The 15,638-nt window shown below is 68.6% G+C and carries 26 protein-coding genes; 2 read left to right on the forward strand and 24 right to left on the reverse strand.

From position 1 onward, the window contains the following. Positions 1-541 precede the first annotated feature (541 nt). From ACGF0J_RS14045 to ACGF0J_RS14150, 22 genes are all read right to left on the reverse strand, one after another. On the reverse strand, positions 542-1,495 hold the full coding sequence (locus tag ACGF0J_RS14045; RefSeq protein ID WP_393145515.1) for a hypothetical protein: 954 nt from the start codon (positions 1,493-1,495) through the stop codon (positions 542-544). 86 nt (positions 1,496-1,581) lie between these two features. Then, positions 1,582-2,010: a DnaJ domain-containing protein gene (locus tag ACGF0J_RS14050; protein ID WP_393145517.1), complete on the reverse strand. Its 429-nt coding sequence runs from the start codon at positions 2,008-2,010 to the stop codon at positions 1,582-1,584. A 117-nt stretch (positions 2,011-2,127) separates the two neighbouring features. Further along, entirely contained in the window at positions 2,128-3,267 is a 1,140-nt protein-coding gene (locus ACGF0J_RS14055) for a hypothetical protein (protein ID WP_393145519.1), read from the reverse strand. Further along, on the reverse strand, positions 3,264-3,812 hold the full coding sequence (locus tag ACGF0J_RS14060; RefSeq protein ID WP_393145521.1) for a hypothetical protein: 549 nt from the start codon (positions 3,810-3,812) through the stop codon (positions 3,264-3,266). The genes ACGF0J_RS14055 and ACGF0J_RS14060 overlap by 4 nt, the downstream gene beginning before the upstream one ends. Then, entirely contained in the window at positions 3,812-4,456 is a 645-nt protein-coding gene (locus tag ACGF0J_RS14065) for a hypothetical protein (RefSeq protein WP_393145523.1), read from the reverse strand. Before ACGF0J_RS14065 ends, ACGF0J_RS14060 begins: the two co-directional genes overlap by 1 nt. Then, positions 4,456-4,764 carry a hypothetical protein gene (locus ACGF0J_RS14070; RefSeq protein WP_393145525.1) on the reverse strand — a complete coding sequence of 103 codons (309 nt, stop codon included), beginning with the start codon at positions 4,762-4,764 and terminating at the stop codon, positions 4,456-4,458. The genes ACGF0J_RS14065 and ACGF0J_RS14070 overlap by 1 nt, the downstream gene beginning before the upstream one ends. Next, entirely contained in the window at positions 4,757-5,119 is a 363-nt protein-coding gene (locus ACGF0J_RS14075) for a hypothetical protein (RefSeq protein WP_393145527.1), read from the reverse strand. The genes ACGF0J_RS14070 and ACGF0J_RS14075 overlap by 8 nt, the downstream gene beginning before the upstream one ends. Further along, positions 5,109-5,387 carry a hypothetical protein gene (locus ACGF0J_RS14080; protein WP_393145529.1) on the reverse strand — a complete coding sequence of 93 codons (279 nt, stop codon included), beginning with the start codon at positions 5,385-5,387 and terminating at the stop codon, positions 5,109-5,111. Before ACGF0J_RS14080 ends, ACGF0J_RS14075 begins: the two co-directional genes overlap by 11 nt. Next, positions 5,384-5,668 carry a WhiB family transcriptional regulator gene (locus tag ACGF0J_RS14085; protein WP_393145532.1) on the reverse strand — a complete coding sequence of 95 codons (285 nt, stop codon included), beginning with the start codon at positions 5,666-5,668 and terminating at the stop codon, positions 5,384-5,386. The genes ACGF0J_RS14080 and ACGF0J_RS14085 overlap by 4 nt, the downstream gene beginning before the upstream one ends. Then, complete coding sequence (locus ACGF0J_RS14090; RefSeq protein ID WP_393145534.1) at positions 5,668-5,997, reverse strand: hypothetical protein; 330 nt, start codon at positions 5,995-5,997, stop codon at positions 5,668-5,670. Before ACGF0J_RS14090 ends, ACGF0J_RS14085 begins: the two co-directional genes overlap by 1 nt. Beyond that, positions 5,994-6,920, reverse strand: a complete 927-nt coding sequence (locus ACGF0J_RS14095) for a hypothetical protein (protein WP_393145536.1) — start codon at positions 6,918-6,920, stop codon at positions 5,994-5,996. The genes ACGF0J_RS14090 and ACGF0J_RS14095 overlap by 4 nt, the downstream gene beginning before the upstream one ends. Beyond that, the gene (locus ACGF0J_RS14100) at positions 6,917-7,468 is read right to left on the reverse strand and encodes a hypothetical protein (RefSeq protein ID WP_393145538.1); all 552 of its coding nucleotides are present in this window, start codon (positions 7,466-7,468) and stop codon (positions 6,917-6,919) included. Before ACGF0J_RS14100 ends, ACGF0J_RS14095 begins: the two co-directional genes overlap by 4 nt. Beyond that, positions 7,465-7,701, reverse strand: coding sequence for a hypothetical protein (locus ACGF0J_RS14105; RefSeq protein ID WP_393145540.1), 237 nt, complete (start codon positions 7,699-7,701; stop codon positions 7,465-7,467). Before ACGF0J_RS14105 ends, ACGF0J_RS14100 begins: the two co-directional genes overlap by 4 nt. Further along, positions 7,698-8,132, reverse strand: a complete 435-nt coding sequence (locus ACGF0J_RS14110) for a hypothetical protein (RefSeq protein ID WP_393145542.1) — start codon at positions 8,130-8,132, stop codon at positions 7,698-7,700. Before ACGF0J_RS14110 ends, ACGF0J_RS14105 begins: the two co-directional genes overlap by 4 nt. 25 nt (positions 8,133-8,157) lie before the next feature. Further along, complete coding sequence (locus ACGF0J_RS14115) at positions 8,158-8,400, reverse strand: hypothetical protein (protein ID WP_393145544.1); 243 nt, start codon at positions 8,398-8,400, stop codon at positions 8,158-8,160. 67 nt (positions 8,401-8,467) lie between these two features. Then, on the reverse strand, positions 8,468-8,722 hold the full coding sequence (locus ACGF0J_RS14120; RefSeq protein WP_393145546.1) for a hypothetical protein: 255 nt from the start codon (positions 8,720-8,722) through the stop codon (positions 8,468-8,470). A gap of 21 nt (positions 8,723-8,743) precedes the next feature. Further along, the gene (locus tag ACGF0J_RS14125) at positions 8,744-9,166 is read right to left on the reverse strand and encodes a hypothetical protein (protein ID WP_393145548.1); all 423 of its coding nucleotides are present in this window, start codon (positions 9,164-9,166) and stop codon (positions 8,744-8,746) included. After that, positions 9,163-10,848 carry a hypothetical protein gene (locus ACGF0J_RS14130; RefSeq protein WP_393145551.1) on the reverse strand — a complete coding sequence of 562 codons (1,686 nt, stop codon included), beginning with the start codon at positions 10,846-10,848 and terminating at the stop codon, positions 9,163-9,165. Before ACGF0J_RS14130 ends, ACGF0J_RS14125 begins: the two co-directional genes overlap by 4 nt. Then, on the reverse strand, positions 10,848-11,825 hold the full coding sequence (locus ACGF0J_RS14135; RefSeq protein WP_393145553.1) for a hypothetical protein: 978 nt from the start codon (positions 11,823-11,825) through the stop codon (positions 10,848-10,850). Before ACGF0J_RS14135 ends, ACGF0J_RS14130 begins: the two co-directional genes overlap by 1 nt. Beyond that, positions 11,822-12,043 (reverse strand): hypothetical protein, encoded by a 222-nt coding sequence (locus tag ACGF0J_RS14140; RefSeq protein WP_393145555.1) that lies wholly within the window; start codon positions 12,041-12,043, stop codon positions 11,822-11,824. Before ACGF0J_RS14140 ends, ACGF0J_RS14135 begins: the two co-directional genes overlap by 4 nt. Then, positions 12,040-12,246: a hypothetical protein gene (locus ACGF0J_RS14145; RefSeq protein ID WP_393145557.1), complete on the reverse strand. Its 207-nt coding sequence runs from the start codon at positions 12,244-12,246 to the stop codon at positions 12,040-12,042. The genes ACGF0J_RS14140 and ACGF0J_RS14145 overlap by 4 nt, the downstream gene beginning before the upstream one ends. 16 nt (positions 12,247-12,262) lie before the next feature. Next, positions 12,263-12,565 carry a hypothetical protein gene (locus ACGF0J_RS14150; RefSeq protein WP_393145559.1) on the reverse strand — a complete coding sequence of 101 codons (303 nt, stop codon included), beginning with the start codon at positions 12,563-12,565 and terminating at the stop codon, positions 12,263-12,265. Positions 12,566-12,845: 280 nt separating this feature from the next. Here ACGF0J_RS14150 and ACGF0J_RS14155 point away from each other — a divergent pair, with 280 nt between their 5' ends. Next, the gene (locus tag ACGF0J_RS14155; RefSeq protein ID WP_393145561.1) at positions 12,846-13,370 is read left to right on the forward strand and encodes a hypothetical protein; all 525 of its coding nucleotides are present in this window, start codon (positions 12,846-12,848) and stop codon (positions 13,368-13,370) included. A 2-nt stretch (positions 13,371-13,372) separates the two neighbouring features. Here the strand turns inward: ACGF0J_RS14155 and ACGF0J_RS14160 are convergent, their stop codons facing one another. Both ACGF0J_RS14160 and ACGF0J_RS14165 read right to left on the reverse strand, forming a co-directional pair. Then, positions 13,373-14,320, reverse strand: a complete 948-nt coding sequence (locus ACGF0J_RS14160; protein WP_393145563.1) for a LuxR C-terminal-related transcriptional regulator — start codon at positions 14,318-14,320, stop codon at positions 13,373-13,375. A 33-nt stretch (positions 14,321-14,353) separates the two neighbouring features. Then, positions 14,354-14,641 (reverse strand): hypothetical protein, encoded by a 288-nt coding sequence (locus ACGF0J_RS14165; protein WP_393145565.1) that lies wholly within the window; start codon positions 14,639-14,641, stop codon positions 14,354-14,356. Between the two features lie 492 nt (positions 14,642-15,133). On the opposite strand from ACGF0J_RS14165, the gene ACGF0J_RS14170 reads away from it, so the two are divergent. Beyond that, positions 15,134-15,598 carry a helix-turn-helix domain-containing protein gene (locus ACGF0J_RS14170; protein ID WP_393145567.1) on the forward strand — a complete coding sequence of 155 codons (465 nt, stop codon included), beginning with the start codon at positions 15,134-15,136 and terminating at the stop codon, positions 15,596-15,598. The last annotated feature ends 40 nt before the right edge of the window (positions 15,599-15,638 follow it).

Here is a 15,638-nt window from a genome sequence, read left to right on the forward strand (position 1 = left end):
GACATTCAGGGGACCAATTTCGGGTAACGGTTTCCCGGCGGCTTGATCACAGATTGATCACGAAAAGGGCCGGCCGGGAGGTGAATCGAACACACGTTCGGGCATTCGCGCGGACGGCTGATCATCTACGTTGGCGCAGAACCGGACATTTCGCCGCCAAGCGACGAGCCGCCCAGTCCCCGGACGCTTTGGATCATGACTGCTCTTGCTGGAACGCTCTGAGAGCGACGTAGAGCGCTTGGAGTGTCTGGGGGTACTACGGATACCAAACCTTAGCTGTTTGTCCGTCTCCGTTAAGCTCAGCGCTCGCTAGATGGTGCGTCGTGTGATCGGTGATGCGTCTGACGCATTCCGATGCGTCAGCGGGCATGCGGAAACCCATCAGCGGCGAGGGGGTGTGCTGGGCTCGTGCTGATGGGTTTCCGGCTCGTTTTGGCTGTTCTCCAGCCGCTTCCCGCGTCGTTTCAGGCCTGCGTCTCGTGGGCGGGTTCTGCGTTTGCGCTGGTAGCTGGCTTGTGTGGTGTTGTGTGGTGTGCCAACTTCACGCGTCGGGTCTGGCCTTGGCGTCGGCGGCGCATCCGATGCACGGCAGGGGGTGCCAGTGGATGGGGCACCGGCCGGCAGCGTGTGCGCTGTGGGCGGGTCGGGTCTGCTGCTCGCGTGTGGTCTGCTGCCAGGCGTGCAGGTCGCTGGCGCTGATCGCTGCGACGTACAGGTGCAGTGGCTTGCGGACGCGGTTCTCGCGGGCGATCACCTGGGCGATCCGCTCGGCCTCGTCGAGGGGGCATCCGATCCGCTTGGTGATGACTCGGGCGGCGCGGGTGGCTGCTGGGTTCTCCTCCTCCTTGTTGATCTTGTCTTCTTCTTCCGGGTGGTGGTCGGCGGTCGCGCGGTGCGCTTCCTCCTCAACCCCGTACGGAGATGAAGAGGATTGAAGTTGAGGAGTGGAGAGAGGATTGGGGGGAAGTCCAGACTTCCCCCTTTTGCCTCCAAACTTCCCCCTTTCCGGTCCAGACTTCCCCCTTTCCGTCTCAGAAACGGGGAAGTCTGGACTTCCCCCTTTCTGGTGATCTTCGGAGTTATCCACAGGCGAAACGGGGAAGTCTGGACTTCCCCCTTTCGCGGGGTGCGCAGGCCCCTCCACCCCTGAAACGGGGAAGTCGGACGGTCCCGCTTCGAGCTCCAGGTCGATCGGCCGCGGTGTCTCCCCCGGCAGGTAGCCGGGCATCGGAGGGATGTAGAACACGGTCGCCTTCCGGCGGCCGCCCCCGGTCTCAAGCACGACCAGCAGCCCCGCCTCGACCAGGCGTTCCCGCAGCGCCTTCACCGACCGGACGTCGATCCGCGCCCAGTGGGCGATCTCCTCGCGGGTCAGCCAGCCGGTGCGGGTGTGGTCGTTGATCCTGCGCGCGATGGCGATCAACGCGAGAAGGTCGCGCGGCGGCGTCTTCTTCGGCGCGTTGATCGCCACCTCGTCGGCCAACTTGTAACCCATCAGGCCCCTTCACGTGCTGGTTTCTTCAGTTGGAGCCACCGAGGGAAGAGGCGTTGTGCCACCGTAAGCGGTACCGCTATCGGCCGTCATCTTGCTCTCGGCGTCCGCCCCGTCGCGTCGTAGGAGGCGCGCCGGCCCGGGTCGGACAGGACGTGGTACGCCTCCCCGATCTCCTGGAACCGGGCCGCTACCTTCGGGTCGGGGTTGACGTCGGGGTGCATCTGGCGGGCCAGCCGCCGGTACGCCCTCCTGATGTCGTCCTGGGTGGCGGTGCGGGTGACGCCGAGCAGGTCGTACAGCGGCCGCTCTCTCAAGGGCGGTGGAGGGGGCGGGGCCTGGACGCGCGGACGGCCGGGGCAGGTGGCGGCGTGCGGCATCATCCGCTTCTCTGGGGGGACGAGCGGCCGGTCCGCTGTGATGCGCCGGGACCGCAGCACCCCATGGACGTCGCGCCACACCGCGGTGTTGCCGTCCTCATGCGGGGCGAGATCCACCGCGAACGGGACGCCAGCCACAGTGCGGGTCCAGCGGACAAACCGCCCACAGGGGAGCTTGTCCTTGCCGCCCTGGCACGGCTTCACATCAGCGCGAGAAAGCACGCCGCTCCCCAGTGTCTGATCTGGACAGAATGATCATGCGGCGCCTCCGCTGTACCGCGCGAACACGGCGTTGATGGCGGCGAGCTCGGCGCGGGCCTGGTCCCGCTCCGTCTCGGCCACGCCGAGTTTGACGTGCAGGTCGTCACGTTCGGCCCGAACCGTCTCCAGCTCGGCGCGGGCGTCGTCCCGCTCGCGGATCGCCTGGTCCCGCTCGGCCTCTGTCCGCTGGATGGCCTGCTCGAACCCGATGAGGGCTCGCAGCGCGGGGCCCGCGGTGGCCGGCGAGGCGGTCGCGACTGCCGGGGCGGGGGTCTTCGGCTTCGTGGCCGCGGGGGCGACGGTCCGGGGATCGGGCTTGGGCGTGGTCTTCGTGATGGTGAGGCCGCCGTTGTTCCACTCCAGCGCCACCCACCACACGGGCGGGGTGGCGCGTGGCCGGTGGCAGCGGGTGTGCTCGGTCCGGTTGAGGTACTGCCGGACTTCCTTCTCGTGCAGGCTGTCCCAGCCTTGGCCTACGGCCTTGATGATGTCGGCGAGGGCGCCCTTCCACTGCACGCCGGGGACGTTGCCGTTCGTCAACGGCACGTCGCCCTGTTCGCGGGCCGCTTCGCGCAGCAGCCCCCACAAGGCTTCGGCGTCGGCCGCGATGTCGCGGGGCTTGGTCCTGGTGACGTGGGCGGACTCGCCGATGCTGGGCACGTCGGTGTCTCCTTCGGTGGTGGCGGTGGCGGTGGCGGTGTTGGTGTTGGTGAGCTGGGCGATCACTTCGGCTTCGCGGGCGTGCAGCATGTCCGCGTACGGTTTGGCCTCGACCGGGCCGGGGGTGTGGAGGATGCCGCCCGACACGTACGGCTTGAGGCCGTTGGCGTAGGCGGCGGCGAGGAGCGCTTCGACGCTCCACCAGGTGTCTCGGGGCACGGTGTCGGCTTTCTCGGTGGCGGGGTCGGTGGCGGCGACCATGGGTGAGGGCTTGGTGGGGTGGTCGTGCAGCAGCGAGCGGATCTCGGTCCGGTAGTTGTCGAGGCCGCGGCCCATCGCTTGCAGCGGGATGTAGCTGGTGCGGCCGTTCTTCGGGTTGGTGATCTCCCAGCGGCCATTGGCCTGCCTCATCGTGAAGCCGAGGCGTTCCGACTCGGCTTTGACGAGCTTCTTCACGTCGGACTTGCTGGTCATGTGGCGGGTTCCTTCCGGATGCGCAGGCCCATGTAGTCGGCGTACGCAGCGGTCCCGGCCGCGCCTCTGCTGCGGGGGTGCAGGTGCGCCAGGACCTCGAAGTCGCCGGTTGTCCGGCCTGAGGCGAGGCCGAGCATGTAGCCGTTGCGGTACGGCCCGGCCGCCTTGCTCAGCTCGCGGATGTGCCATGGCGCGGGGTGCGTCTCGACGGTCACGCCCGGCGTGTTGGTGGCCCATTCGTACGTCCACAGGTCGCCGCCGGGCGGGTCGCCGGTGTCGGGGTTGTAGCCGACGATCACGTGGAGGCGGCCGCCAGCGCGGGCCAGCGCGGCCTCGAGGTCGTCGCGGACGCGGTGACGGGCGGCGCCCCGCCACCCGGTGTATACCAGGGTGGCGGGGCGCGTCCGGGTGAGGGCTTCGAGTTCCGTCCGGAAGGCTTGGTAGATGTGGTCGGCGGCTTCCGGGGGGACCTGCGGGTCGTTGAGGATGCGGGCGAGCTGCTGGCGCAGGTACACGCTTTGGCGTGGGGTCAGCGGGTCGAGCATCAGCCACCGCCCCCGCCCTTGCCGCTGGAGCCGAAGCCGCTGCGCACGATGGTTTTGCCGGACCGGGTGTTGATCCCGACGTCTTTGGGCCGGATGGTGGTCGCTCCGTGGACGCGGCCGCCCGAGTAGGAGCCGCCGTACACGTAGACGTAGCTGGCGTGGGAGCCGCCGTCGCAGAACCGGTCGTCCACCGTCTGGTAGGAGCCGTCAGCGGCGATCGTCGTGGTGTCCACGCAGTCGGCGGTGACCGTCTCCTCCGTGGAGGCGCAGCCAGCCATAACGAGGGCGGACAGGGCGGCCAGGGCACCGATGGCGACCGACCCGGAACGCTTACGCTTCGCCGCTCTCCTGGTCTGCGCGTGGTGTTCGCGGTCATAGGCAAGGTGGCAGCGCTGGAACGCGGCGAACAGGTTCTCGTCGGCGCAGTTCTCCGGGACGTGGTCGCGGTGCGCCGTGGTGAGCACCACGCGGGAGTCGGTCACCGGGTGGGCTTCGCCGTGCAGCGCGGTGCACCGGCCGTCGTGGTCATGGCCGCACTCCCCGGCGCACTCGCACCGGCCGGCTGCGCGGTCGAAGCGGATGCGGTGGCTGATCTGCGGCCAGTCGGCTGGGTAGCGGTCGCGGTTCTCTGGACGGATCGGCATCAGCCCTGCACCGCCTGGCTGGCGTCGTCGGAGGGGCCGAGGTTGCCCTGCTCGTCGTACGGGGCTTCTGGGACGGCCATGTCGGTCCTTTCGGTGGGGGGCCAGTTCGTGGCCTCGTCGGTGATCACTAGGGGTGCGCTCTGGCCCCGCAGGGTGCGGCGGGCTTTCATGCGCTGCTTGATCTGCTGCTGCGTCGGCTGGGTCCAGCTGTGCCAGCCGGCCGAGCGGGCCCATCGCTGGAAGTGGTCGCGCTGCGCGAGGCCGCACCAGCGGCACCCGTTCGGCTGGGCGGCCACACGTTCAGTCATGGTCGCGGCGCACCCTGCGCCGTTCCCGTCGCGACATGTACAACTGGATGCCGTACGAGCCGGCGCGGCGGTGCGCGATCCACTCCGCTTCGGCGTAGCCGCCCGGCTCGACGCCCACCGTGCGGACCGTGTCCACCAGTTCCGTCATCGACATGGGGAACATGCGTGCCTCGTCGTCGAGCCACATCACGTACCCGGCGGCGCGGCCGCGGGCGAACTGCGACAGCTGCAGCCGCGCAGTGAACGGCTCGGGAGCGCGCCACACCACCTCCCCTTCCGGGACCCACGGCTTGCGTAGGAGGTTGCCGAACTCGTCGAACGGCACCAGGCCGCTCTCGTCCAGGTCATCGGCCATCGCACTCTCCCTTGCCGAGCTGGGCGAGGGCGTGGCGGGCGAGATCCGCTCCGCGCAGGCCTGCCGGCGCCGCGGGGCGCGGCGCGGGCGAGGGGCGTCGGGCGGGGCTGGGCGGCGGGGTGTGCTTCCACCCGTGGGCGCGGAGCCAGGCGACAAACGCGAACGCGAAGTCGGTCGTGCTGGCCCGGTCCTCTGGGTCGGAGTGGTCGCGCTCGTAGACGCGGGTGGCGAGCTCCCGCATCGCGGCCTCGGTAGCGTCGCGGGTCACGATGCTCTCCTTTCTCGTGATGCTTTGCGTTGCAGGCGGCGCCGGTAGGCGGCGCGTTCGTCTTCGTCGAGGCCGCCGGCGACGCCGTACTGGGCTGGGCCCATCTGCAGGTGGAACTCCAGGCATTCCGGCTGGACTGGGCAACTGCGGCAGATCAACTTGGCGTGCTGGACGCGGCGGTCTTTCGCCATTTGCGTCTCGCGGGGTTCGCCCTCTCCGGGGCCGTAGAACAGGACGAGGTCGCTGCCTTTGCAGGCGGCGTGGTCTTGCCAGCGGGACATCAGCGCCTCCGCCCGGTCAGGCCCAGCTCGCGGGCGGCGGCGCTGTACCGTTCGGCCTGGCGGCGCGAAACCCGCATGGCGTCGGCGACCTGCTGCAGCGTCTTGCCGTCGTTGAGCAGATCCGCGCACCGCTGGACCTTGGCGAGGCTCCGGTCTGTGACCGGCATCCACGCCGACCCGGCCTCGGGCCGGATGATGCGGTATCCGGCGTTGCCGAGCGCGTCGAGGATGTCGTCGGCGGTGGGTGCGGCAGCTGCGAGCGCTTCGGCGATGACGTCGGTCGCCGTGTCGCTTCTGATAGCGGTTCCGCTTTCGGCACTGATCGTCATGCGGACTCCCGCAGCTTGCCGAGGTTGGTGTTGGCTCGGAGTAGGGCCCGGTCCAGCGCTTCCCGTGTCACGCCGAGCCGTTCGGCGAGGAGGTCTCGGTCGATCTCGTCGGTCTCCGGGTTGATGGGCGGGTCCGTGGCGAGGATGAACTGGGCGTCCTCGATGAGGGCCTGGCTGTTGCGCATGACCCGCAGCCCCTCCAGGGTGCCCCGCTTGGCCAGCTTGTCCAGATGGTTCTCGCACAGCAGCCGCTCGTCGCTCGACCCGTGGACGCAGGTCGGGTGTGAGCAGCGGACCATCGTCCACGGCTTGACGTCGGGCTCGTCGATCGCGTCGGCCCACGCCGCTGCCGGGAGCCACCCCTGGGTTGCAGCGTGCGAGCGGGTGTAGCCGACCGAGCGCGACGGGAGGAACGCCAGCGGGTCTACGGTGATCAGCTCGTCGAACGCGGCCCGGATGCGTCGCGCGACGCTGACGTGGACGGTGGGCGGCTCACCGCTGCGGATGATGCTCAGGCGCGTCGCGTCGGCGTTGGCGCGGGCAGCGACCTTTTTCACAGGCCAGCCCGCCACGGCGAGAGCCTGCAGACGGCGGGCGGAGCCGACCGAGCTGATCCGCACATGGTCGGGCAGGCCGTCCACGGTGAATGAGAGGACCGCGTCGGACACGCGGGCGCTGATCTTCGCAGGCGGCTTGAGACCACGACGGGGCGCCCCCTCCATGAGGTGGAAGATGGTGGACTTCCTGATGCTCGTTGCCACGGCGATGGCCTCGTAGCTGATCAGCCAGATCCGGTTCATGTTCCGCACGTGGTTCCGGGCCGGTTCGGCGTCCACCAGCCCGCGCCATGTACCCGCGCGGATCTGGCGTTGCCGGTTGACCCGGTAGCGACGCTGGGCTTCGGCGATCGCGTTGCGGTTCATCGGGCCACCACCGGCCACGTCAGCTTGTCGAGCGCGGCGCGGTGCGCCTTCGGCATGTCGGCCAGCGGGTGACCGAGGTAGTCGGTGCCCATCGCGGCCAGCGTTGCGGCGTCGGCCATGTCGTCGTTGCCACGCGTGACGAACATCGGCAGGCGGCGGGCGATGGAATCGACGATCTCGCCCTTGCTGCCGCTGCCCTTGCCGAGCGCGTACGTCTTCAGCGTGGCCTGCGGCACCTCGACAAGGGGCACGCCGGCTTCGACGATGATGCCGGTCGTCCGGTAGTACAGGTAGGACCGCTCACCGGCGCCGCCGCGGCCGCCGTCCTGCCGGTTGAACACGAGCTTTTCGACCAGGACCAGATCGGCCTTCTCGGCATTCGTGAGAGCGATGATGCTGCTGGCCAGCTCGTTGAGAGCGCGGTGCCGCTCGCGCAGAGGCAGGGTGGTGACGCCGCTGCGTCCGATCTTCTCGCACCAGCCGAGTCCGGTGGCCATGCCCGTGCTGGTGAGGGAGAAGTCGATGCCAACGATGTGGGGGCGCGTCATGCTTTCCACTCCTTCGGGGTTCTGATGACCTTGTGCAGGCCGTGGTCGAGGAAGAAGTCCGACCACATGGCCGGGCTTTTGGCGACCTGCTCGGCCGGGCGGATCGCCCGCTGGTCGCGCGTTCTGCGTAGGCGTCGCCGTCCGGCGAGCCGGCTGAGGATTGCTAGGAGGATCACCGCGGCGGTGACCAGCATGTAGAGCGCGCCGATCACCGCCAGGATGTTCTTGATCACGCCGTGCCGTCCGCGTGGATGGCGTCGAGCTGGGCCCGCAGCGACGTCTTCTCGGTGACGGTCGTCATCAGGTCACGCTCGGCCGACTCGGCGCGCTCCGCCTCGATTGCGCGCTCCTCGTTCAGCTTGTACGCCAGCTCGGACGCGGCCTCGTATCGGGCGCGCAGCGCGGCCATCTCGTCGGCGGTGTCGCGGCGCATCACCTCGATGCCGACGACGAGGCCGAGCATGATGCCGATGGCGATGCACACGGCGGCGATGACGAGCGCCCAGACACCGCCGACGATGACCAGGCCGCCGAAGAACGCGACGCCGGCGCCGACCGCGAGGCCTTTCTGGTACGGCTCCACCTTGGCGGCGAGCTGGTCGAATGTGGATGCGCCACGACCTTCCGGCAATCCGGCGGCGTTGGGGATGATGTGGCGACTCATGTCTACCTTCCGTTGTTCAGGGTGGTCAGTGGTCGTCTGCGGCGCGGGCGGCGAGGATGTCCACGCCGTCGCGGTGGTTCTTGGCCAGCTCGAACGCGGCCGCGTAGCCGGGGAAGCCAGCGGCGAGCTGGAGAAGGTCGTGCGCGTCGGCGTCGTCGAACGTGGCCAGCAGTTCCTGAATGAAGCGGTTGCCGGGCCGGCCGCCGTGGCCGAGGTGGAACAGGACGTGGGCGGCGATGTCGGGGGTGATGTGCGGGTTGGTGCTCATCTGGGCTCCCGTGGTGTGGCGGTGGAGCTGGCGCGGGCCCGGCCGGGCCCGCGCCGTGCTGCTGGGGTTAAGCGGTGGCGTTCTCGCGGGCGCGCTCGTCGGCGTCGAGCTTCTGCAGCGCGCCGACGATGTCGCCGCGCCAGGCGACGACGGAGGCGGACAGCCTGTCGGCGATGTGCAGGGCCTCCAGGAGGGCGGCCCGGTCGGTCAGCGTGACGGGGTATCGGCGGTTGCCGATCGCCAGCGTCGCCTCGCCGCTGGTCAGCCGGTGTTCGATCGTGGATGGCAGCACGTCGTCGTAATCCACGGTGATCGTCTTCATGGCGTGTCTCCTTGGGGGTGGTCAGGCGAGGTAGTCGGGGTTGAGCGGCGCGTAGGGATCTTCGACGTCCTCGCCGTACCAGGCGTTGGCGAGGCGGACGGAGACGACCCATGCGGCGTCGTAGACGGTCCGGGCCAGCGGGGTGCTGGTGCGGGCGGCGTCGGCGATGGTCTTGTGCACGTCGCTGATCCGCTCCAGGCGCTCCCGGAGGTCGTCGAGCCGCTCCGAGGCGTGCTCCTGCTCCTCGCGGATGGTGGGCTCGAACGGCACGTACTCGGCCAGCACGCGGAACGCCTTGCAGGTGAGGCAGTCGCGGCGCCCGCACGTCCCGGCGTGCTGCGCGATTTCAGCGAGGACGGCGGCGCGCTGCTCGCGCTGGCGCCTGGACCTGTTGAGCCGGTCCGCGCGGACAGCTGCCCGCTGGTCGTGGGTCAGCTGCTTCACTGGCCACCAGCCGGGGCGATCTCGCTGTTGTTCAGCTTGGCGAGGAACGCGGTGTAGTCGGCGTTGGCCGCCTCCGCGACCGGCTTCTTCATCTCCTCCTCGAACATGGCGGACAGCTGCTCGGTGGTGCCGCCCAGGTCGGACCACACGTTGACGATGCGCTGCCGCAGGTCGTTGCGGCGGGCGGCGGCCTGCTGCATCAGGATCTTGGTGGCGTCGGCCGCCTGCGCCGCGTTCAGGTCCTTCGTCGAGGTGACGGCGACGCCCAGGTGCTCGGCGATCCACGCGAACCGCGCCTCGTCGTTCTTCGCGGTCGAGCCCTTCCCGGTGTGGATGGTGACTCCGGCCTCGCCGAACCACACGCCCAGGTCGCGCAGCTTCGTGGCGCTGGCGGGCGGCTGCTCGTCCTCGACGACCTCGCCGTCCACGATGTCGTCGTCGGCCGCCGTGGTGCTCTGCTGGCGGGCGGCCTCAAGCAGCGCGTCGGCCCGCTCGGACGCCTTGCGCGGCTCGTCTGCGATCGGCCCGGCCGCGGGCTTGCCGAGGTTGTCGGCGAACGACTGGAGCTGCTGCAGGGTCGCAACCTTCATGGTGGCGCCGGTCGCCTTGCGGAACTCGGCGTGCAGCTCGCTCGTCGTACCCGCCCAGGCGGTCATGATGTGCTGCCGCAGCCGGTCCGCTTCGGGGTCGCTCGGCGCTGGCGGTGCGGGGTATCCGACCGTCTCCTCGTGCGTAACCTCGGGCTCGTCCTGCCCCGCCGCCGCCGGCGCGGGCTGAGACTGCGGCTGCGCGCTGGTCTGCTGCTGGCCGAACGTGGCGACGCGGGCCTTGGCCGCGGCCTCCACCTCCTGCCCCCGACTCTTCCAGGCGGGGTCGAGCTTGGCCGTCTTCCAGACCGCCACGACGTCGTCGTAGTTCTGAGCGGCCGCGATCATCGCGAGGTAGTCGGTCGCGGGCCCCGCCTCGATCGCCCGCTGACCCTCGCCGGCGCGGGCCAGCTCGGCGCGGCGCTTGGCCTCGCCCGACATCAGCTCGTCGAACCCGATGCCCTCGATCGTCAGGCCGGGCACCATGTACGTCGTCGGCTTAGGCTGCTTGGTCTTCGGGTCGATGATCGTGCCGTTGCGCTTGGCCAGGTACAGCCAGGCATCCACGTACGTACCCGCGTGGGCCAGGAACTCGGCGGCGTTCGGGAGCTCCGCCGCGGCGTTCTCGCCCTTGCTGTCGAGCCGCCACAGGCCGAGGCTGGGCACTTCCTTCAGGAAGACGCCCAGCCGCGTGGTGGGCTTGCACAGGCGGCTCTTGATGTCGCGGTCAGGGCCGCACAGGCACGGGCCGACGAACGGGGCCTGCATCGTGACGCCGGTGCAGCGGCGGATGCAGACCTTGCTCTCCCAGGCCTCCATGTTCTGCGAGAGCCCGTTCGGCGGGACGATGACGGGGATGCGGGTCGCGTTGGTGATGACCTCGAACTGGGGGCCTTCGGGCGACTGCCACGGCCGGGTCTGGCCGCCGTACAGCTTGGAGACGCCTTCGATCATCTCCTGGCTCGGCGAGGTGAAGCGGAACGTCTCGATCTTGCTGGGGTACTGGTTGCCGTTCTGGCTGGTCTTCTTCACGCCGAGGCGGATCCGGCCGTCCTGCCAGTGGCGGCGCTGCAGCACAGAGGGGTCGATCGGCATCAGGCGGCGTCCTTCCTTGTGGTGGTCTTCTTCGGCGGCTGGATGGGCTTGAAGCCGCGCATCTCGAGCCCGTGGACGTAGTGCGCGAGCGGCAGCAGCCCGCAGAACGCCTTGAACGCGGCCGCGTCGGCCGGCAGCGGCACGAACCCGTAGTCGTTGGTGCGGAGGTTGAGGATCGCCGTCCCCTCGAACTCCGGGACGGAAAACTCGTGGCTGGAGTCGTGGTGCTCGGTCTCGCCGTACCTGCACTCGGGCGGGCAGATCAGCGCGACCTCCGCGTGCCGCAGCGCGGCGAGCTGCATCACGTTGTCGCTGTAGACGGCGCTGGCCGGCTTGGTGAGGCTCGTCTTGATGTCGATGAGCCACAGCCCGGACGGGGTGGGGATCGGGTCGGCCGGGACCGCGCGGGGCTTGAACTTGGGGACGATCGGCGATGTCGGGCTGTCGAAGTGGAGGTTGGCCCAGATGTCGCTCGTGCCCCCGTAGGGGATGGTGCGGTTGAGGACCGTGCACTCGGCCGCTTTGATGTCGCGGCGGATGTCCACCCTGAACTCGGCGAGGAACCGCAGGTAGGAGTCCACGAAGGGGGCGGCTTCCTCGTCCGGGATGTATGGGGCGCCGAGGTTGATCGCTTCGGCGATGGCGTGGACGCGGGAGCCGAGGTCGGCCTTCTTGTCCCACTGGACCCGGTATTGGCTCTTGGCCAGCTTGATGAACTCCTCCATGTCGTCGGGGTCGGCGGCCGCGCGGTTCGCGGCGGGCAGGTTGTCCATCAGCCAGATCGCGGTGTCCCTCGCGGCGGCGGGGGCCAGCGCCTCGATCATGTGCTGGTCGATGGCGTTGGTGACCGAAATCTTCATCCGGTTCGGGTCGTCCGGGCCGCACGCCGGGTCGATGTAGTACCGGCCGTGGTCGGTGGGGACGGCGTGCTGCGGGTCGTACTCGTCCCGCTCGTGCTCGCGGATGGCGACGCTCACGCGCCACCGCCGACGTACTCGTCGAAGTCGGCCTGTCCGAACCAGCCGTACCGGTATTCGTCCTCGGTCATCGGGTCGAGCGGGGCGCCGCCCCGTACGCTCGGCCGGTGCCGGGCGGGGAACGTCTCGTACGGGTGCTGCCGCTCGTCGGCCTTGAGCGCGCCGATGTAGTCGGTCAGTTCCTGTTCGGTGGGGGGCGCGGTGGTGTGTGGGGTCACTGGGGGTTGTCCTCTCCGTATTCGGCGGCCAGGAGCTTGCTGCCGGTCTCCTCGATGAGCTGGTAGGCGGCGTCGTAGTCGCCGAGGACGTCAGCGAGCAGACGGGTGAGCGCGCACTTGGCCTGCCAGGCGCACTCCTTGGCAGCTCTTGTGGCGATGAGCTGCACCAGGTCGTTGAGGGTCGGCACTGTGGTGTTGGTCATGCTGATTGCAGTGCCGCTATCGGCTGGCACGGACGAACATGGCGTGCACCGTGATGACCTTGGTGCCGTCGTCGGCGGCGACGGTCCGGGTGGCGGCCTTGTAAGTGCCGTCCTCGACGCGGCGGAACCCGAGATAGCCGTTCTTGACGGCGCTGAACAGGCGGGCGGATGCGCGCCGACCGTCGGGGTCGGCGGGGTGTTCGGCGACCACGGCCCATTCGCCCGGCTTGTTGCGGAGTTCGGCGGCGATGGGTGCGTAGTCGTCCCTTGCGGGCTTGGTGGGGGCTGGATCTTCCCAGCGGAGGATGCCGGTCGGCATGGCGCTCCGTTCGTCAGGGGGCTGTGTTTCGGGTGGCGGTACGTCGGTGTTTTCACCGTTTCGGTTACTCACGCACGTACCGACATAACCGACACTATCAATCCCTTGACGCACGATGCAACGTCTGACGCGTCAAATGCGTCATTGCAGCTACCTCGCGTGCGTCACACTCAGTAATCACTGGATATGCGATGTCATAGAACGCTGTGACGCACTTGTTGGTACGGTTGCGCCAGACCCGAATGACGCATCAAACGCCACGAAAGGACACGGACGCGCCGTGGCCGACATCAGCCAGCCATCAGAAGTGGTTCAGTTCATCGCCGAACGCAGGGAACACCCAGGAGGTCTACGGCGGCGCATCCCCGCCCGAGCCGCCGCCAAACGCGCCTCAGACTTGGCCGGCGAGCTGTTCTCCGAGCCCACGTGGCGACGCATCGAAGCGGGCGGCAAGGTTCCAGACGACCGCGAGATCGTGCTCATGGCGGCCGCGATCAACGACTTGGCCAACGAAGTCGTCATCAGTCCAGACGACCTCGATCAGCGAGGCCGGCCAACGGCGGCCGAGCTATTCCGTGAGTGGATCCGCGAGCGAACCAAGGCGGATCCGGCCCTTGCCGCTCTCGACGCGGACCTCACGTCCGACTCCGTGCAGCAGAAGCTTCAGGTGATGCTGGGCGAGATACGCGCGCTAAAAGGCGTGTCCGCCTCGGAAAGGGCGCAGATGGAGAAGGTCCTACTCTCCCACCTTGAGTCAACGCTGAACGCGTACGGCGCCCAGTTGCGCATCCTCAGGCCGAGGTAGCGTCAGTTCATCCAGTGGCGCGAGGCGTACGCGCCGAGCTGGTACAGCGTCGTCACACCGGCCTTGCGCTTCAGCTTGTCCAGATGGCGGTTGACCGTACGGGTGTGCACCTTGAGCACGCTGGCAATGCGATCGACGTGCGCGCCATCTGCCAGCAGCTCAATGATCTGCATCTCATCGGCGTCCAAGCCGGAGGCGGCGGATCGGGCAGGGTCGGGCTGGATCGGCAGGGCTCGTTCCCATTCGGTCTCGAAGACCTGGACGAGGAAGTCCATCAGCGTGCCCGGATACACGAGCAGCATCTGGTTGACCTCGTGGCCTCGCGGGTAGCGGGGCGTCAATGCCATGCGCTGGTCCCCGATGAGCAGCTTGTGCGGCAGCCTGTCAGCGAGCCGGATCTCACACCCCCGTTCGACGGAGTGGTGCAGGCCGTCGATGGCTGACTGGCTCTGGAAGACCTTCCACTCGAATATGACGCGGCATTTTGCCGGATGGTTTACACGACCCTGGCCAGCGCTCTCACCGGTCTGCCATGGCCGCTTCAGCGCGAGGAAGGGGTGGGTGACGAGCTGCATGATCTCGTTCTCGGCCGCGGCGTTTAGCGCCTCGTACCAGTGCATGACCTGCTCGCGGCTGGTGAGCACGGTGACGGGGTCGCCGCCAGCGGGCTGGTGAGCGTTCTCGTAGATGCGTTCCAGCTCCTCCACGTACGCCCGGACCCGCCGCAGCTCTGCCTCCTGCGCGGCGAGGAGACCGTTCATGGCGACGGAGGGGTGCCGCGCCACCAGGGGGTTTCCGTGCACGAGGCCGCGGACCGTCAGCTCGTACAGGTCGTCGTGGACCTGGTCGCCGAACTGGTCCTCCAGCTCCGGGATGCTGGTTGGTCCCGCCGCGAGCAGATGCCGGTAGAGGCGTTCCTGCTCTGGGCTAAGACCGGGGATCCGGTGCACGCGGCGTCCTCCTTGATGGCGCGGCGATCATCTTCACCGCAGGCTAGTGATCTCCCCCGCCATGATCTCGAACAAACGTGCGTGTTTCTGGCCGAGCATGCGTGCCTGGCGGGCAGCGCGGACACGCCGCCAGCACCAGACGGCGTGGAACGTTACAGGGGCAGATACGGCCACGGCCCACACCAGCAGCAGCACCGCCGCATAGCTGGTCAGCCTGTCCGCCTCGATCAGGATGAGAAGGGAAGACGCTTCGGCTCCCCAACTGGCGATCGACATGGTGGCCATGCCGGCGAGCCAGGGATGCGTCTCTTGGCTGATCATGGGCTTAGTTCTCGTCCCCTCTCCTACATGCCGCCCACGTGCGAGTTCGGAGCCTGGGCGGGCACCTCCCGGCAGCCCGTGTCAGAGCTCGACTCGACAGCGGCAGCCGTGGCGGCGGGGACGCTGCAGACGGGAATACCTGCCTCGTCCGCGGAGGCTGCGGTTGCTCCCACGCCTACAGCCAGCACGGCAGCGGCCAGGAATGCGGCGGCCATCTTCGACGAGCCCGAGAAGAAACTCACGTCATCCATCTCCTTTGAAGGGTGCGGACCTACGACGCAGGGGCTGTTGCGCGCTCCGGATCAGCCGTTGCCCGCTGCACCGATTCGTCGTACAGGTTGGCGCTCGCTCCGTGCCCGCTCTGACGTCACCGAACGGAGAGCGTTTACCACGGATGCGCCGGAGCGATGATCTTTCCCGGAGGCCGAGAGGTTTGTCAACTCTAGAGCGACAGCCGTCGCTGGATGTGTACTGTGGGCCAACAACGGTTACGTGAAACTGGCGTCCAAACCGGAGCTGCCGGGGCGTGAGGAGCGGATAGAAGTGGCATTCTCGGCCGAGCGGCTGACCACCGCGCTGAAGCACAAGGGCATGTCCGCCCGCAAAGCCGCGCGCGAGCTGGGGCGCACCCGGCCCGACGTGGCCATCACTCACGCCTACATCAGCGCCCTTGCGAACGGCACGAGACCTAACCCTTCGGTCGAGGTCGTCTCGGCGCTGGCGCAGCTGCTCGACGTGTCGGCCGGTTGGCTGATGGGGGAAGATCCTCCCCCACCGCAGCTCAGCGAGGAGGATCAGCGGCGGCAGCAAGCAGTGCGGGAGGGCCTGGCCGAGCTCGGCGTGCAGAACATCGCCGAGCGCATGGTGGGCTTGAGCCCGTTGTCGCTGGAGGCCATCGAGAAGATGGTCGAGGCGATGCGTGCAGCCGAACAGCTGGACAACGATCAACACGAGTAGTAGCGAAAGCGGTCATGGCCCCCAGGTAGTCTTTCCCGGG

It is taken from the genome of Nonomuraea sp. NPDC047897, assembly GCF_043204415.1.
In the GTDB taxonomy this organism is placed as follows: Bacteria; Actinomycetota; Actinomycetes; order Streptosporangiales; family Streptosporangiaceae; genus Nonomuraea.

Coding starts and splice junctions, on each gene's coding strand:
- ACGF0J_RS14150 (WP_393145559.1), bottom strand. CDS start 12,565: ATGCCGACCGGCATCCTCCGCTGGGAAGATCCAGCCCCCACCAAGCCC.
- ACGF0J_RS14165 (WP_393145565.1), bottom strand. CDS start 14,641: ATGATCAGCCAAGAGACGCATCCCTGGCTCGCCGGCATGGCCACCATG.
- ACGF0J_RS14095 (WP_393145536.1), bottom strand. CDS start 6,920: ATGAACCGCAACGCGATCGCCGAAGCCCAGCGTCGCTACCGGGTCAAC.
- ACGF0J_RS14100 (WP_393145538.1), bottom strand. CDS start 7,468: ATGACGCGCCCCCACATCGTTGGCATCGACTTCTCCCTCACCAGCACG.
- ACGF0J_RS14130 (WP_393145551.1), bottom strand. CDS start 10,848: ATGCCGATCGACCCCTCTGTGCTGCAGCGCCGCCACTGGCAGGACGGC.
- ACGF0J_RS14145 (WP_393145557.1), bottom strand. CDS start 12,246: ATGACCAACACCACAGTGCCGACCCTCAACGACCTGGTGCAGCTCATC.
- ACGF0J_RS14060 (WP_393145521.1), bottom strand. CDS start 3,812: ATGCTCGACCCGCTGACCCCACGCCAAAGCGTGTACCTGCGCCAGCAG.
- ACGF0J_RS14055 (WP_393145519.1), bottom strand. CDS start 3,267: ATGACCAGCAAGTCCGACGTGAAGAAGCTCGTCAAAGCCGAGTCGGAA.
- ACGF0J_RS14065 (WP_393145523.1), bottom strand. CDS start 4,456: ATGCCGATCCGTCCAGAGAACCGCGACCGCTACCCAGCCGACTGGCCG.
- ACGF0J_RS14075 (WP_393145527.1), bottom strand. CDS start 5,119: ATGGCCGATGACCTGGACGAGAGCGGCCTGGTGCCGTTCGACGAGTTC.
- ACGF0J_RS14115 (WP_393145544.1), bottom strand. CDS start 8,400: ATGAGCACCAACCCGCACATCACCCCCGACATCGCCGCCCACGTCCTG.
- ACGF0J_RS14120 (WP_393145546.1), bottom strand. CDS start 8,722: ATGAAGACGATCACCGTGGATTACGACGACGTGCTGCCATCCACGATC.
- ACGF0J_RS14085 (WP_393145532.1), bottom strand. CDS start 5,668: ATGTCCCGCTGGCAAGACCACGCCGCCTGCAAAGGCAGCGACCTCGTC.
- ACGF0J_RS14110 (WP_393145542.1), bottom strand. CDS start 8,132: ATGAGTCGCCACATCATCCCCAACGCCGCCGGATTGCCGGAAGGTCGT.
- ACGF0J_RS14045 (WP_393145515.1), bottom strand. CDS start 1,495: ATGGGTTACAAGTTGGCCGACGAGGTGGCGATCAACGCGCCGAAGAAG.
- ACGF0J_RS14070 (WP_393145525.1), bottom strand. CDS start 4,764: ATGACTGAACGTGTGGCCGCCCAGCCGAACGGGTGCCGCTGGTGCGGC.
- ACGF0J_RS14090 (WP_393145534.1), bottom strand. CDS start 5,997: ATGACGATCAGTGCCGAAAGCGGAACCGCTATCAGAAGCGACACGGCG.